Genomic DNA, 14,594 nt, shown 5'->3' on the forward strand with positions numbered 1-14,594 from the left:
GGCAAAGAGGGACGGGGCACGAGGGAAATAAAAGCGAAACATGATTATTCCTGGTAAAAATACCGCAAAGCTGTCGCGCGCAGAACTCCATTCATTTTTAGAAGAAAAATACGATCAATACAATCGTTCGTCTTTCATTGAAACAGATCCCATTTCCATTCCGCATCAGTTCAGTAAGAAGGAAGACATTGAGATATCAGGCTTCCTGGCAGCTACTATTGCCTGGGGTCAGCGTGTTACGATTATTAGAAATGCGAACAAGCTGATGAAGTTGATGGATAATAGTCCGCGCGATTTTGTGTTGAATCATTCGGCCAAAGAATTAAAACGGCTCGCACCATTTGTTCACAGGACATTTAATGGAGTTGATTGTGTATATTTTATTCAGGCATTAAAAAATATTTATTTGAAGCATGGCGGACTGGAGCAAGTATTTAGTGTAACTGCTGATGTGAAGCATTCAATTTCAAATTTTAAGAAGATATTCTTTGAGCTAAAACATCCTGCACGAACAATGAAGCATGTTTCTGATCCGGTTGCAGGTTCGTCCGCCAAGCGGATAAATATGTTCTTAAGATGGATGGTGAGGAAAGATAGGAGGGACGTTGATTTTGGGATGTGGCCTGCCTACGCCAAGCCTTCGGCGGATAAATCCTATTCTCCCACCCTCCTTTGTCGGGATAAATTCCGGGGAGAGGGTTTTTTGCCGGCGATGCTTTGCTGTCCGCTTGACATTCATACCGGTAATGTGGCCCGCAAGTTAGGATTGCTTAAACGGAAACAAAATGACTGGTTGGCCGTTGAAGAATTAACCAATAACCTTCGTTCTTTTGACCCGATCGATCCTGTTAAATATGATTTTGCCTTATTTGGGCTCGGCGCATTCGAAGGTTTTTAATAGTATTGTCGTTGCAGGGAAGTTGTTTACGACCGAAGCAATTTGTCCTTATCTTTAACCTCCGTATGAAGTTTGTAAACCCTTCCTTTCTTTACGCTTTATTTGCAATTGCCATTCCTGTAATTATTCACCTGTTCAACTTCAGGCGGTACAAAACAGTTTATTTTACGAATGTTCGTTTTTTAAAAGAGGTGCAGCTGGAAACGCAGTCTCGCTCCAGGTTAAAACATTTATTAGTATTACTGGCGAGGATTCTCACAGTTGCTTTTCTTGTATTCGCTTTTGCACAGCCTTATCTGCCGTTGGATAATAAAAAAATTGCTGCCGGAGAGCAGGTTGTTAGTGTATACATTGATAATTCCTTCAGTATGGATGCCGTGAGCAAGAGTGGACGGCTGATGGATGAGGCAAAAAAGCTGGCCTCCGAAGTGGTGTCGGCTTACAAGCCAGGCGACCGTTTCCAATTATTGACCAATGATTTTGAGGGCAGACACCAGCGATTAGTGAACAGGGAGGAGTTTTTGCAATTAGTAGATGAACTTAAATTGTCACCAGGCTTTAAAAATATTCAACAGGTGGTATCGCGCCAGGCGGATGTGCTGAACAATTCCGGTTCAAAGAATAAAACATCTTTTATAATTTCCGATTTCCAGAAAAGTATAATTGATAAAGGGGAAATAAAGAATGATACAAGCATCAGGATAAATCTGTTGCCTGTTGCAGCGGAAGAACGCAATAACCTCTACATTGATTCCTGCTGGTTTACTTCACCGGTACGCAGGCTCAACCAGGCTGAGCAGTTATATGTCCGCATCAAAAATAGCTCCGATAAAGATTATGAGAACATTCCTGTTAAATTATTCGTGAACAACCAGCAAAAAACACCTGCAAGTTTTAATCTCAGAGCCAATTCACATCTTGATACTGTATTATCATTTGTTACAACAGAAGCAGGGATACAAAGCGCAAGGGTTGAGCTGAATGATTACCCTGTAACCTTCGATGATAAATTTTATTTTTCATACAATGTTTTAAAACAAATACCTGTTCTTAGCATTAATGCTGCGGATAAGTCGACGCCCGATAATACAAATCCCTATTTAAGATCCTTATTTGGCCGGGATTCTGTTGTTGTTCTGACCAATTCCGACGAAACACATATTGATTATTCAACACTAAATAATTACCGGTTGATCATTCTTAACGAGCTTAAGACGATTTCATCGGGATTGGCGCAGGAACTGAATAAGTTTGCAATGAACGGAGGTAATTTGATCGTATTTCCATCCGATCAGGCTGATCTTAATTCGTACAAGGAATTTTTAGTCGGTTTCAGCACCAATTATTATGAGCAAATTGACACGACAAATACAAAAGTGGAGCAGATAAACTACGCGGCTGATATTTACCGGGATGTATTTGAAAAAAAGACAGGGAATATTGATCTGCCCGTAGTTTTTTCTCATTACGTGATCAGTAAAAATTCGCGTTCTACCGAAGAAAACTTATTGCGCTTGCAGGATGGAAACAGCTTTTTAAGCCGTTACCATATTGGTAAAGGACAGGTGTATTTATTCGCGGTGCCCTTAAGTATTACCTGGAGTAATTTTACCAAACATGCTGTTTTTGTTCCCACTCTTTACCAGGCGGCATTGTATAGTCAGCCGCAATACAAGTTGTGTTATACCATTGGTAGTGATGAAGTGATCGAAATACCCGGCATCAGTTCAAACGGTGAAGGTGTATTTAAACTTACTTCGGACGATAAAAAATTTGAGATCATACCCGAACATCGTGTTTTGGATGGGAAAGTGAATGTTTTTATACACGAACAGGTAAAGGAGCCGGGTAATTACTTTCTGAATATGTACAAAGAGAACCTGATGGGAATAGCATTCAACTATAACAGGAATGAGTCTGATTTGTCGGTATATAAAAACGAAGAATTAAAGGCTTTATTTGAGGCAAAGGGTTTAACTAACCTGAATATTCTTGACAGTACCAGCCAGAACATAACAGCCGCGCTCAGCGAAATCAGCGAGGGTAAAAAATTATGGAAACTTTGTATTATATTTGCACTGGTATTTATAGCATTCGAAATAGCATTGCTGAGGTTTTGGAAAAGCTAATTGACACCGCTACATAAAAAAGAATGAGTCTACTCATCAAGTCAGTACGGGTAATCGATCCCAACTCACCACACAACGGAAAAACAGTTGACATATTAATTGAAGATGGAGTAATTCAGTCCATCGCGAAAAATATTGATAAAAAAGGTGTTCAAATCTTCCAGGCTGGTAATCTGCATGTATCACCGGGTTGGTTCGATATGCAGGTAAATTTCCGCGATCCTGGATTTGAATATAAAGAAGACCTGAACACCGGTACACAAGCTGCAGCCTTTGGCGGATTTACAGCAGTAGCCTGCCTGCCGTCAACCAATCCTCCCATACATACCAAATCGGAAGTAGAGTATATACTGAATAAAGCAAAAAGCCTGAAGAAGAATGGTGTTGATGTGTATCCTATCGGAGCCCTCTCGCAGAACCTGGAAGGGAAAGATATGGCCGAGCTGTATGACATGCACCTTTCGGGCGCTGTTGGCTTCACTGATGGTAAGAAGACAGAATCAAACGCGGGCCTGTTGATGCGGGGATCCTTATATGCCAAAAACTTTAATGGCGTTATACTCACTTTTTGCGATGAAAAAAGCATTTCGCTGGGTGGCAAGATGAATGAAGGTCCTACCAGCACCATGCTTGGATTAAAGGGAATACCTGCGCTTGCTGAAGAGTTAATGGTGGCGCGCAACATAAACATTGCCGAATACACTGAAAGCAGGATACATATTGCTTCTCTGTCAACCGCTAAATCGGTCGACCTGGTACGCAAAGCCAAAGCACGCAAGTTCAACATTACAGCATCTGTAAATGCTTACAGCTTAACGCTGGATGATAGCTTACTGAAAGGGTTTGAAACCAATTACAAGGTAAACCCGCCACTACGCACAAAAGCAGATATTGAAGCCCTCAAAAAAGGACTTGCCGACGGAACCATTGATTGCATTACTTCTGACCATTCACCTGAAGATATTGAGAACAAAATGGTAGAGTTTGATCACGCAGCCAGCGGAATCATAGGACTTGAGACCATGTATGCGTTGCTGAATACAAACCTGGGTAAAACATTGTCGGCAGAAGAACTGGTGCAAAAAATTTCCGTCAACCCCCGTACTTTGTTTAACCTCGAAGTACCAACCATAAAAGAAGAATCCAAAGCCAACCTCACCCTGTTTGATCCCGAATTGGAATGGACTTTTGAAGAAAAGAACATTCATTCCAAATCAAAAAACACACCTTTGTTCGGAACAAAATTTAAAGGGAAAGCCCTGGGAATATATAATAAGAAGGTGTTAGTTTCCGTAAAGTAATTATCTCATTGTTCCCGGGTAATATTTCCTGCTGGAAATGGAATCGAAAAAATTTATATATATATTGAAGCTTCTGCCAAAGTACACGCGGGAAGTCAATTGGACGGAAGAAACCCGAAACATTATTACCTCACACTTTAATTATTTACAAAAACTAAAAGAAGAGGAACAATTGATACTTGCCGGCAGAACGGATTATTCTGTGGAAGATCCTTTGACTTTTGGTATTGCCATATTCACAGCCAAAGATATGGATGCAGCGAAAGAGTTAATGAATAATGATCCTGCGATAAAAATGGGAGTTATGAACGGGGAGCTGCACCCGTTTTCGCATGCGTTGTAGATTTATTTCACAGAGTTGCACAGAGGATTCACAGAGAAGCACAGAGTAAAATGGCTAAGGAGATCACGCTGTGGTTCTCTGTGAATCCTCCGTGGCTCTCTGTGTACATCTTTCCCGCATTATAAGCTCACAACTCTCAACTTCCCTGCACTATAATAATATAAGGCGTCACCTGCTTCAATCTTTTTAAATTGCACTACAAAACCGGTGTTCGAATATTCTAAAATAGTGTACAAGCTCGTGTTCGGATTTTTTGAGAATAATTTTTCAATAAAGTAAAAGCGATTGGCAGGAGCGAGAAGTCGTACTTCAAACGCGTTCTCCCCCAATGGTGTAACCCGAACAGAGTCGTTTGCGGATTGTATCGGGTGATAAGACAGTACTTTGATCTGGCCGGTAAGCTCTCTCTCATATATTAATGAAACTCCGTCTGCGAAACCTGTTCGCAACATATAAGTTCCGTTATAGTTGTCGGGTAAATTTAAAATATAAGCGGTTCCTTCTGCAGGGACGAATTTTTTTATCATAGGTTCGGCAATAGCGCTGCCGGCAACCCAGTTGGATCCTATTGTCTGCACACCGGTATAAAACCATATCATTAAACAGGCGGATATAACAAACAGCACTTTCCTGTTTAAAACTTCATTTAGCATGTAAGTCAATAACATCAAAAAGAAAATTGCAGGAAGGTATCCGTACCTGTCAGATTGCGAATCGCCAATGAAAGATGTTTCGAGGTTAATTACAGGGATAAGGGAAATATAAAAAGCCATGAATAGCAATAGAGCAGACTTATTCAGGAAAAGCTGCTTAAAATGGTTGCGGAAGTAAAGGATAATAATGGTTGTCGATAAAGCAGTGGTAACTAAAATGATCTTGTTATGTATAATGAGTTTCAGTATTTCTCTTATTCCATCAGGCAGCAAGCGATAAAAAGCAAAGAACTTGGCCGTATACAGGCCCGCATTGCACACCAGCAGTAATGGACTGAAAACGGTATGCATTTCATGGTAACCACCGATCAGTTCTCCCAGAAAGAAGTACCGCATAAAAATATACAAAGGGAACCAGGCTGCGTACAATAAAGTTGTTTTAAAAGGCTTGCTGTAATAGCGTTTCGGCCAATATTCAATACATTCAGATATAAAAATCAGTACAGGAATAAATAGGCTCGCTTCTTTGCACATCAGGGCCATAAAAAATGCAAGTAATGACCCATAGAGGTAGCGTTTATTTTTTTCTGTCCTGTATTTTAAGTATAGAAGGATGGTAACTAAGGTCCATGCAGTAACCATCAGGTCCACAGTCGCGGCTACCCACGTAACGGCTTCGTTTTGATAGGGCAGAGCGAGAAATAAAAGACCCGCAATAATACCGGGAACAACGGTATAGCCAGTGTTTTCAGCATAACGTTTCACCCAGGCTACATATAGCAAAAACACCAACCAGGAATTGAGTGCATGTATAATAATGTTCCAGGCATGATAGGGCATGGCGGATGTGTGTCCGAACAGGTCATGCAGTATGGCCATGAAGATATAAGGTAATGGTCGGATAAAGGCAATATCAAAATTGTGTGTTACCCCTGCCAGGCCAAACTTGCTCATGATGTGTATCTGGGTAAGATCGTCGGAAAGAAAATAAACGCCCAATGATGTGTGATAAAATCCAAAGGCGAGTGCAAGGTAGGAGATCAGCAGAGTGTATTTATTGGAGGCTTTCAAAGTGCTGCTAATATACATTGTTCTTTGACGTACAACAAAGTATTCTTCATAGCGGTTTCGCGCAAAGGCGCAAAGTTCGCAAAGAACAGATGTTGAACACAACCCGGCTCTGTGTTCTTGGAGGCGGTTTTGTTTTCAAAAATCTGTATTGGTTTGATATAAATAACAATATGTTTAAAAACTAATGCCCTTTTGTTTTTAAAAGGGATAAAATCTCTTATTTTTGTAGGATAACATCAATACTATGAACTCAACAAACCTGAATGCCCGTTTCCTGTTTATAACTGCGGTTGTTTTTATAGCTGCATCAAGCCGTATATTTCCACACATCCCGAATTTTACCCCTATTGCCGCCATGGCTTTGTTTGGAGGGGCCTGTATGAGTAATAAGCGCATGGCGTTTATTATTCCTTTTGTTGCTATGCTTATCAGTGACTTTATCATTGGCTTCCATAACACAATGATCTATGTGTATGTTGCTTTCGCGATAACAGGATTCATTGGTTGGGGTTTGCGTGACAGGGTAAAACCCGGAAGTTTGTTTATTGCTTCATTGGCTTCTTCCGTGATCTTCTTTTTGATCACTAATTTTGGTGTATGGGCTGCAGAGGGTATGCCAAACGGAACTTCCGGAATGCTGAGTGCTTATGTATTGGGTGTGCCATTCTTTCGCATGACCCTATTGGGTGACTTGTTCTACAACACGATCCTGTTCGGATCCTTTTACCTCGCGCAATTGCGCTTTCCGGTGTTGGCTAAAGTACAACCTCTTAAAAAGTAGTCTTTTGGATTTAAGGAAGCTGGTTCAATTTCGTAATTATGCTATCCTTAATTTAAATCAGTGATATAATTTTTATCTGTCCATAATTTTATAAGTTACTGTTTGTCAGATAGGATACGTCATATATTCATGTCGGTTAGTCACGCCTTTTGGCGTGATGGCTATTTCATAAAAAGAACCGAATACGCAATTCTAATTGTTTTGCTTTTTGTTCTTAATAATACATATTCCCAAAATATTATCATTGATCCGAAAAACTCACCTGGCCCGGTTCCAACTATATATGAGCCAGGAATTTTTCTTGTCCCCAAAACAGCGGATGGCACAACCGACTTTTTAAATAATGGAATTAGGCATAACAGCATTCGTATGATTAGTATAGAGGTTGCGATGGAATTTAGCTCACCTTCCATTGCAGGTGTTATGGCACAATTAGAAGCCGCTAAGCCAGGAATATTATATGCTAATTCAAGATGCGATAAGCTGATCCTTCCATTTATAAAAATGCCTTTGTGGTTAAGCTCATCAACCGACAATACCATATCAGGCGATCCTAATTGGAAAAAATTTAATGCGATGCCTCCTGCAAATTATGCAACATGGAATTTATTGATAGATAGTATAGTGAGTAAGATTAACGGACAATGGGGGCTTGATCCCTATTATGAAATATGGAATGAGCCGGATAATTTTTATTGGCAGGGGACTCCTGCACAGTATTTTGATTTTTTTAATAAAACATATTTTGCTATAAAAACGAATCATCCCACTGCTAAAGTTGGTGGTCCGGTTTTGGCATCGTTTACTTCAAAGTTTGGAAGTGCATATCCCATCGGATTTATAACTAATTCGCAGTTAGATTCATCCATTATAGGAAGATTAATTGACAGTTGTATGGTATGGAATGCACCATTAGATTTTATTTCATGGCATAAGTTCGACTCTTTTTTACATTCAATGAAAATGGAGATTGATTTTCTGAATCAAAAACTTATAAATTCAGGGCATGGTCTTGTTCCTTATATTATTTCTGAATGGAATAATGCTTTCAATATTCGGGAATCAAATTTTGCCGCTGCTTTTATGCCAAATTATGTTTTAGGTTTAGAGAAGTATGGAATTGCAGCGCAACTGGTAGCATCCTGGCAAGACTTTAATATGGATACAGCTGAATTTCACCATGATTATGGGTTATTAAGTTGGGGTGCTTTACATAAACCGGAATGGAAATCATTGCTGTTGCTAGATAAAGTGAAGGGAGAAAAAATTGAATCGGATAGTTCGGATTATCTGAATCTAGCCGTAGTTTCTTCTGTTCAAAACGATACCGTTCGTGTTCTTTTGTCAAACCGTTCACTGCCAGCATTCACAGAAGCAACTTCTTATTTACTGTACAATAAACATTTTAATGTAACAGACATTTCTACAGCAGGATATACCAATTCAAGATTAGATTCAATTTACAAAGGTTATATAACATTAACAGGCATGGATGCAATGTCATTAGCAATAAATTCCGCCATACCCATTTATCAAAAGGCTGATTCGGTATTTCGTTTTGGTAGAAATATTAATCTTACTATTTCAGGAGTAACCGGAAATCATCTTGGAACAAAATATCTTGTTGATTCAACACATAACAATGTTATTTATCGATTCGATTCTTTATTGGCAAAGGGGTATGACAGGAGCTCTGCAACTTCGTTCCTCTATCCTAATTCTGTTGTGTATGGAGATAAAATAAATCTGGTTGATTCTTCATATTCTATTCACTTACAACCCAATGCTGTTATGTTGCTGGAGTTTTATATTCCTGAAATTTCTGGCATTTCCGGTAATTACCTGATTCAAAATAGATTTGAAATTTTTCCAAACCCTTCTTCAGAAAATCTGACAATTAAATGCACAACCCATCCTTCAGGGAGTGAGCAGATGCTGATCTATAACTCAATAGGAGCATTGGTTAAAAGTGCGGACATAAAACAGAAAATCAGTACAGTTAATATCGAAGATTTATCAAAGGGGATTTACTTTATACATCTGAAAAATTATCCTCAGCAAACCCTGAAGTTTATTAAAAACTGACCCTTTGCTTTTGTAAAGTAAAAAGCCCTCATAATTGAGGGCTTTTTGCGGGCTGGACGGGACTCGAACCCGCGACCTCCGCCGTGACAGGGCGGCATTCTAACCAACTGAACTACCAGCCCATTTTCTGGTTTTTTAACGAACGGACTGCAAAAATAACGCTTTTTCCATAGCAGGCAAGAAAATAAAGTGTTTTTAAGAACTCTGTTTGCCTTTTTCATAAATATTCATTGATATCACACCTCTATACAAAATATACGAGCTGACAGCCATAAATACATGGCTTAGATCAAGGTAATTGAACCATTTGTGGATAGATATCTTGATTAAATGAGTAAAAGCTGCCAGGAATGCAAAAAATACCGACCACAATGCTATTCGACTGCCTTTATCTTCCGTCTTTTTGTATACAAAAAGCTCAAAAGAAAATAAAATAACCAGCAGCCCGTATACGGCATGTATCTCAACGTAAATGAACTTTAATGCGTACATAGCTAAAAAAATAAAAGCTAATAGCTCAACAATGTTTATGACAACAAAGAAATCGCCGATCCGTTTTTTTAAAAGCGGTCGGGCATGTATAATGGCACCGCGTTCAGCCAATGCTACCGATAACATGCTTATTATCCAGCCCGGGAGTTTCCATTCAAAACCCAGGTAATGTAAAAAAGCATGGCCGATCAAGCCCCCAAAAGCGGTGGCTAAACCCATTGTTAAAAAAAAGTATTGGTATAGTTTGATTGAAATGTGCCGTGAGTTTTCACTTTTGCCAAGTTTGCCGAATGCATAAAAGCAAACTGCCGAAACTATAAGATCAGTTATAGTCGTGACGGGTTCCATTACCGTAATTTCACCGATAGTAATACTGGTTAACTCCATGATGCAAAGGTAATGATACTATCAGGTGTTGCGGCAAAAGCTGCGATCAATCATAATACCAATTTTATTGACAATTTATTCATAGGAGTCCAATCAATATTGCTATAATGCTGCTCGGATAGTTTGGGCCAATGAAATTGGACCATCGCAGGTATCAAATCTGTATAATAAGTGTATCGGACAAAAATTCACCGTAAATTAGCTTTTCCGAATCGAAGGCCGGAAAATGACTAAGAAATTCTCTATCATCAATTGCATGCATAGTTTTAAATATGCATTTAAAGGCTTGAAATTACTTTTTAAAACTCAGCATAATGCCTGGATTCATTTGTCAGCATTTGTTTTAATAGTTGTTTCAGGATTTTATTTTAAATTAAATAAGATGGAATGGATCGCCATTCTCTTCGCCGCCGGATTTGTTTTTACCGCTGAAATAATAAATACATCCATAGAGTTCCTCACCGATCACGTCTCTCCGGCTAAACACGAACAAGCAGGCAAAGTGAAGGACCTCGCTGCCGCTGCTGTATTAATAGCTGCAATAACAGCCCTGTTAATTGGAGCGTTGGTCTTTATTCCCAAAATATTTTAATTAACTATTTGTTTAAATGTTAGGAGTATCAACTCTCTCCCCTTGGGGAGAGCAGGAGAGCGGCTTTTATTTCATATTCACAAACTGCAAAGGTAACCCATAATTCCCTCGGCTCACCAAAGAAATGATCTGTTGAAGGTCGTCTATCTTCTTGCCTGTAACACGTATCTGGTCATCCATAATTTGCGACTGCACTTTAAACTTTGAATCCTTTATGTCTTTATTTATTTTTCGGGCGGCATCTTTATCTATGCCCTGTTTAACGATAATGTCTTTCCGGACCATATTGCCCGAAGCATATTTTTCTTTGCCCTCGTCGAGGCATAAAGGATTCAGGTGCTGCTTTATCATACGTGAGCGTATGATATCAATGATTGAATCCAGGCGCATGTCGTTTTCAGTAAGTATAGATATGGTAAAGGCCTTTTTGTCCAGTTCAATTGTGCTTTTCGAGCCATGAAAATCATAACGGTTAAGTATTTCCCGCCTGGCTACATTAATTGCGTTATCAAGGGTTTGGACATCCGTTTTACTTACTATGTCAAATGATGGCATGGTTCTGCTTTTTTGCTCAACTAAACTACTAAAAAATTTGTAAGCTAAATAAAATGCTATGCGAAGGTTTATCGGCTATAGCAATACGCTGCGGCTCCGATCGGTGTACCTGAAGGCTGATGTTTTGTTAACTTTGTCCAGTCATGAAACTCTTCAAATACATTTTGATACTTTTTTATTCTTTTTTATCCTGCCGGCCATCCGAATCGCCTGTGTATTCCGGACCAACTATAATTATTTCCACGTTTCAGGTCGCTTCCGATTCTATATTAACTGATACACGCAGGAATATTGATGATGCGAAAAAAGAGCGTGAAAAGGAGTTAAGGATATGGAAAGCTGAACAACCTTTTATAATTGCCGGTTTAGTGAATGTTAAGCAAATTATTCCTTCTGTTTTGATCGATCTGCGCTATTCAGGCTTAAACAACTTTATGGATACTGATGTATATGGAGATATTGCCAATGCCTATTTGCAGCCGGATGTGACTGAAAAACTGGCGAAGGCACAAAATGCTTTGCGGGAAAAACATCCTGGTTACAATTTGATTATTTATGATGCGGCGCGTCCTTTAAGGGTACAGCAGCTCATGTGGGACAGTATAAAGGTGCCAAAAGGAGAAAAGACCAAATATTTATCGAATCCCCAATATGGATCCCTGCACAATTATGGAGCTGCCGTTGATATTGGTATTGCGGATAGTTTGGGTCGGGAACTTGATATGGGCACACCTTACGATTTTTTTGGCGAAGAGGCCTCCCCCCGGCGGGAAGCAGCTATGCTGGCTGAAGGCAAACTTACAATAGTACATGTAAAGAACAGGCAAATGCTCAGAGATATCATGTATAAAGCTGGTTTTTTCAATATCCAGACTGAATGGTGGCACTTTAATGCCTGTACCCTTGAGAATGCCGCCCGATCGTATAAATTAATAGAGTAGCCGGTTTTATGATTATGTCGTGGTAAGTTTTTATATTTATGCTTTTAATTCTGCTAATTTAATGCAATCAGGGTATTGTTATGGATGATGAATTTGTGATCGAGATATTAAGGGTAATGGAAACCAATAATGTTATTCTTGCCTTTAATGGAGAGTTTGATATGCGTGTGATCAATGCCCTTGTGACTTCTGTAAGGGAAAAACTAAGCAATGTAGAGTCTGATATTTTCGTCCAGAAAAAGATATATAATGTTATGGTTGAGTGTCTCGAGAACATTTTCCGCCACTCGGAGAACGCAATCCAGCAGCATATTCATTTACGTTCTTTCGCCATTTTTACATTAAGAAAGGATGGAAATGATTATTACCTTGTAACAGGTAATTATGTTCAGAATAAAAGCGTTGATTTTTTAAAGAATATTATTGACAAGATCAATACATTAAACAAAGCACAGCGTTGGGAAATGTATCGCGAAATACTTGCCAATGGTGAGTTTTCGGATAAAGGTGGTGCCGGTTTGGGTATTATTGACATCGCCATCAAATCCGGCAGCCAGCTGCGATACGATTTCAGGAAGGTCAATGATAACAGTACTTTTTATGTTTTCCAGGTATGTATACATAGCAATAATTCACATTTAAATAATTGAATAATGACGCCATTAGTGATTGAATCTACCGACCTGACACCGAAGATCTGTTTCATGCCTGATAAAAAGGAGTTTGAGATATCCGGGGAGTCAAGGCCCGAGAATGTCCGTAAGTTCTATGAGCCCGTGATGGATTGGATCGACAGTTATAAAGATCACCTGCATACTAATAAGGCAAAAGGCAATGAAAAACTGGTTTTTAAGTTCAGATTCGAGTATTTTAATTCAACTTCTGCAAAATTCCTTACATCAATTATTAATAAGTTAGATACCATAAAGCAGGAAATTATGCCTGTGGAGATTGAATGGTATTACGATGCTCCCGATGAAGATATGAAAAATTCGGGGGAGGAGTTTTCTAAGATGGTTTCTATACCATTTCGTTTTTTTTCCGTAAATTAATTAATACAATTGAAAGTGATTATGGGGCTGCAGGATAATTATATATATGATATTCACCTGAAAATGAGGGATAATAATGTGCTATTGGCATATACAGGAGAGCTGGATATGAAAATAATTGACGCGCTGATTACCTCCGTTAAACTCAAATTGAAAGAAGTGAAATATTTTCCCAGGGTTCAAAAACGGATTTATGGTATTATGGTTGAATGTCTGGAGGCAATTCACAGCGGATATGACATCACTAAAAAGCAGAATAAAAAAATAAACCCGTTCTCCATATTTACATTAAGTTGTGATAAGGATTATTATTATCTTATTTCCGGAAGGTATATTTTTAACGATAATATTGAATTCCAAAGAGCGCAAATTGACAAGATCAATGCGCTTAATATTGATGGTAAAAAGCAATTATACAGGGAATGCGTTTCTGATATAACTGTAAAAGAGTATAATGCTGACCTGGCAATGGTTGATATTGCTATTAAATCAAACGATACGTTAACATATGAATTCAGAAAAGTTGACGATACTACATCATTTTATATTTTCCAGGTTAAAATAAAAGTAAACTAAATGCAGCCATTGATCATTGTAGCTACCGAAAGTACCCCGCATATTATTTTTGATGTGACAAAAAATGTATTTGAGCTGAAGGGTGAGTCCCGGCCCGAGAATACAAAAGCTTTTTATGATCCGGTGATCGACTGGGTGAAAAACTTTTGTGCCCAAACCATCGAACAAAAAAACAGAACTCAGAAGATCAGTTTTACAATATTTTTCGAGTATTTCAGTTCGTCATCAGCAAAATACCTGATGAATATTTTTGCGCGCCTGGAAGAATTGCATAAAAATAATATACCTGTTGAGGTTAAATGGGTATTTAATGATATTGATATTGAAATGAAAGAAGCGGGTGAAGAGTTTCAGAAATTGCTCACCCTGCCCTTTAAATTTGAGCGGGTCGATCATTAACCACAGCCTCCAGTACTTCCAGTATTTTTACCATCGCCAATGTGTCCATCTTGCAATAAGCAAGCAATGCTTCCCGTGTTTCGGAAATTTTAAAAATATCATTTTCGGTTTGAAGGTTCTCAAAAGCGGCCATCGCAATACTTCCGCTGCCTATGCTCAGCGTGTTATAGTTAAGATCCGGAACCAATGCCGGCAGCACATTTTTTATTGAATATGAACCTTTCATTAATGGGTGGTAATACAACTTGCTTTCAAAAGGTATTATCAGATCTTTTGTACGGTACAGGATATAATCAATATCGTTGGTATATTCCGGGAACATTTTTTTTAAATTATTCA

At 38.8% G+C, this 14,594-nt stretch carries 16 protein-coding genes and 1 tRNA gene; 12 read left to right on the plus strand and 5 right to left on the minus strand.

Features of this window, described 5'->3' with window-relative positions; all coding sequences use genetic code 11:
* Positions 1–70: 70 nt before the first annotated feature.
* From HYU69_08445 to HYU69_08460, 4 genes are all read left to right on the plus strand, one after another.
* Complete coding sequence (locus tag HYU69_08445; GenBank protein MBI2270371.1) at positions 71–898, plus strand: DUF2400 domain-containing protein; 828 nt, start codon at positions 71–73, stop codon at positions 896–898.
* Between the two features lie 65 nt (positions 899–963).
* Entirely contained in the window at positions 964–3,027 is a 2,064-nt protein-coding gene (locus HYU69_08450) for a BatA domain-containing protein (protein MBI2270372.1), read from the plus strand.
* Between the two features lie 23 nt (positions 3,028–3,050).
* Complete coding sequence (locus HYU69_08455; protein MBI2270373.1) at positions 3,051–4,328, plus strand: dihydroorotase; 1,278 nt, start codon at positions 3,051–3,053, stop codon at positions 4,326–4,328.
* A gap of 37 nt (positions 4,329–4,365) precedes the next feature.
* Positions 4,366–4,671, plus strand: coding sequence for a hypothetical protein (locus HYU69_08460; GenBank protein MBI2270374.1), 306 nt, complete (start codon positions 4,366–4,368; stop codon positions 4,669–4,671).
* Positions 4,672–4,790: 119 nt separating this feature from the next.
* Here the strand turns inward: HYU69_08460 and HYU69_08465 are convergent, their stop codons facing one another.
* On the minus strand, positions 4,791–6,413 hold the full coding sequence (locus HYU69_08465; GenBank protein MBI2270375.1) for a hypothetical protein: 1,623 nt from the start codon (positions 6,411–6,413) through the stop codon (positions 4,791–4,793).
* A gap of 226 nt (positions 6,414–6,639) precedes the next feature.
* Between HYU69_08465 and HYU69_08470 the strand changes: the two genes are divergently transcribed.
* Both HYU69_08470 and HYU69_08475 read left to right on the plus strand, forming a co-directional pair.
* Entirely contained in the window at positions 6,640–7,176 is a 537-nt protein-coding gene (locus tag HYU69_08470; protein ID MBI2270376.1) for a hypothetical protein, read from the plus strand.
* Between the two features lie 102 nt (positions 7,177–7,278).
* Positions 7,279–9,261: a T9SS type A sorting domain-containing protein gene (locus tag HYU69_08475; GenBank protein ID MBI2270377.1), complete on the plus strand. Its 1,983-nt coding sequence runs from the start codon at positions 7,279–7,281 to the stop codon at positions 9,259–9,261.
* 48 nt (positions 9,262–9,309) lie between these two features.
* On the opposite strand, the gene HYU69_08480 is transcribed toward HYU69_08475, so the two are convergent.
* Both HYU69_08480 and HYU69_08485 read right to left on the minus strand, forming a co-directional pair.
* Positions 9,310–9,383: transfer RNA gene (locus HYU69_08480), tRNA-Asp, on the minus strand.
* A gap of 73 nt (positions 9,384–9,456) precedes the next feature.
* Positions 9,457–10,140 (minus strand): hypothetical protein, encoded by a 684-nt coding sequence (locus tag HYU69_08485; GenBank protein MBI2270378.1) that lies wholly within the window; start codon positions 10,138–10,140, stop codon positions 9,457–9,459.
* Between the two features lie 226 nt (positions 10,141–10,366).
* Between HYU69_08485 and HYU69_08490 the strand changes: the two genes are divergently transcribed.
* Positions 10,367–10,732, plus strand: coding sequence for a diacylglycerol kinase family protein (locus HYU69_08490; protein MBI2270379.1), 366 nt, complete (start codon positions 10,367–10,369; stop codon positions 10,730–10,732).
* A 66-nt stretch (positions 10,733–10,798) separates the two neighbouring features.
* Here the strand turns inward: HYU69_08490 and HYU69_08495 are convergent, their stop codons facing one another.
* Positions 10,799–11,287 carry a YajQ family cyclic di-GMP-binding protein gene (locus tag HYU69_08495; protein ID MBI2270380.1) on the minus strand — a complete coding sequence of 163 codons (489 nt, stop codon included), beginning with the start codon at positions 11,285–11,287 and terminating at the stop codon, positions 10,799–10,801.
* A gap of 143 nt (positions 11,288–11,430) precedes the next feature.
* Here HYU69_08495 and HYU69_08500 point away from each other — a divergent pair, with 143 nt between their 5' ends.
* The 5 genes from HYU69_08500 (at position 11,431) to HYU69_08520 (ending at position 14,255) form a co-directional block, all read left to right on the plus strand.
* Positions 11,431–12,228, plus strand: coding sequence for a M15 family metallopeptidase (locus HYU69_08500; protein ID MBI2270381.1), 798 nt, complete (start codon positions 11,431–11,433; stop codon positions 12,226–12,228).
* Positions 12,229–12,308: 80 nt separating this feature from the next.
* On the plus strand, positions 12,309–12,878 hold the full coding sequence (locus HYU69_08505; GenBank protein ID MBI2270382.1) for a hypothetical protein: 570 nt from the start codon (positions 12,309–12,311) through the stop codon (positions 12,876–12,878).
* A 3-nt stretch (positions 12,879–12,881) separates the two neighbouring features.
* Positions 12,882–13,280 carry a DUF1987 domain-containing protein gene (locus tag HYU69_08510; protein MBI2270383.1) on the plus strand — a complete coding sequence of 133 codons (399 nt, stop codon included), beginning with the start codon at positions 12,882–12,884 and terminating at the stop codon, positions 13,278–13,280.
* Positions 13,281–13,289: 9 nt separating this feature from the next.
* Positions 13,290–13,856 carry a hypothetical protein gene (locus HYU69_08515; protein MBI2270384.1) on the plus strand — a complete coding sequence of 189 codons (567 nt, stop codon included), beginning with the start codon at positions 13,290–13,292 and terminating at the stop codon, positions 13,854–13,856.
* Positions 13,857–14,255 (plus strand): DUF1987 domain-containing protein, encoded by a 399-nt coding sequence (locus HYU69_08520; GenBank protein ID MBI2270385.1) that lies wholly within the window; start codon positions 13,857–13,859, stop codon positions 14,253–14,255. It begins immediately after the preceding gene.
* Here the strand turns inward: HYU69_08520 and HYU69_08525 are convergent.
* On the minus strand, positions 14,230–14,594 hold a 365-nt coding region (locus HYU69_08525; GenBank protein MBI2270386.1), incomplete at its 5' end, for a DUF2779 domain-containing protein. The two genes, HYU69_08520 and HYU69_08525, sit on opposite strands and share 26 nt — an antisense overlap.

This window comes from Bacteroidota bacterium (assembly GCA_016183775.1).
Classification (GTDB): Bacteria; Bacteroidota; Bacteroidia; order JABDFU01; family JABDFU01; genus JABDFU01.

Bases quoted from the DNA above. Each gene is read 5' to 3' on its own strand.
- HYU69_08450 (MBI2270372.1), top strand. From the start codon at position 964: ATGAAGTTTGTAAACCCTTCCTTTCTTTACGCTTTATTTGCAATTGCC.
- HYU69_08455 (MBI2270373.1), top strand. From the start codon at position 3,051: ATGAGTCTACTCATCAAGTCAGTACGGGTAATCGATCCCAACTCACCA.
- HYU69_08460 (MBI2270374.1), top strand. From the start codon at position 4,366: ATGGAATCGAAAAAATTTATATATATATTGAAGCTTCTGCCAAAGTAC.
- HYU69_08465 (MBI2270375.1), bottom strand. From the start codon at position 6,413: ATGTATATTAGCAGCACTTTGAAAGCCTCCAATAAATACACTCTGCTG.
- HYU69_08470 (MBI2270376.1), top strand. From the start codon at position 6,640: ATGAACTCAACAAACCTGAATGCCCGTTTCCTGTTTATAACTGCGGTT.
- HYU69_08485 (MBI2270378.1), bottom strand. From the start codon at position 10,140: ATGGAGTTAACCAGTATTACTATCGGTGAAATTACGGTAATGGAACCC.
- HYU69_08490 (MBI2270379.1), top strand. From the start codon at position 10,367: ATGACTAAGAAATTCTCTATCATCAATTGCATGCATAGTTTTAAATAT.
- HYU69_08495 (MBI2270380.1), bottom strand. From the start codon at position 11,287: ATGCCATCATTTGACATAGTAAGTAAAACGGATGTCCAAACCCTTGAT.
- HYU69_08500 (MBI2270381.1), top strand. From the start codon at position 11,431: ATGAAACTCTTCAAATACATTTTGATACTTTTTTATTCTTTTTTATCC.
- HYU69_08505 (MBI2270382.1), top strand. From the start codon at position 12,309: ATGGATGATGAATTTGTGATCGAGATATTAAGGGTAATGGAAACCAAT.
- HYU69_08510 (MBI2270383.1), top strand. From the start codon at position 12,882: ATGACGCCATTAGTGATTGAATCTACCGACCTGACACCGAAGATCTGT.
- HYU69_08520 (MBI2270385.1), top strand. From the start codon at position 13,857: ATGCAGCCATTGATCATTGTAGCTACCGAAAGTACCCCGCATATTATT.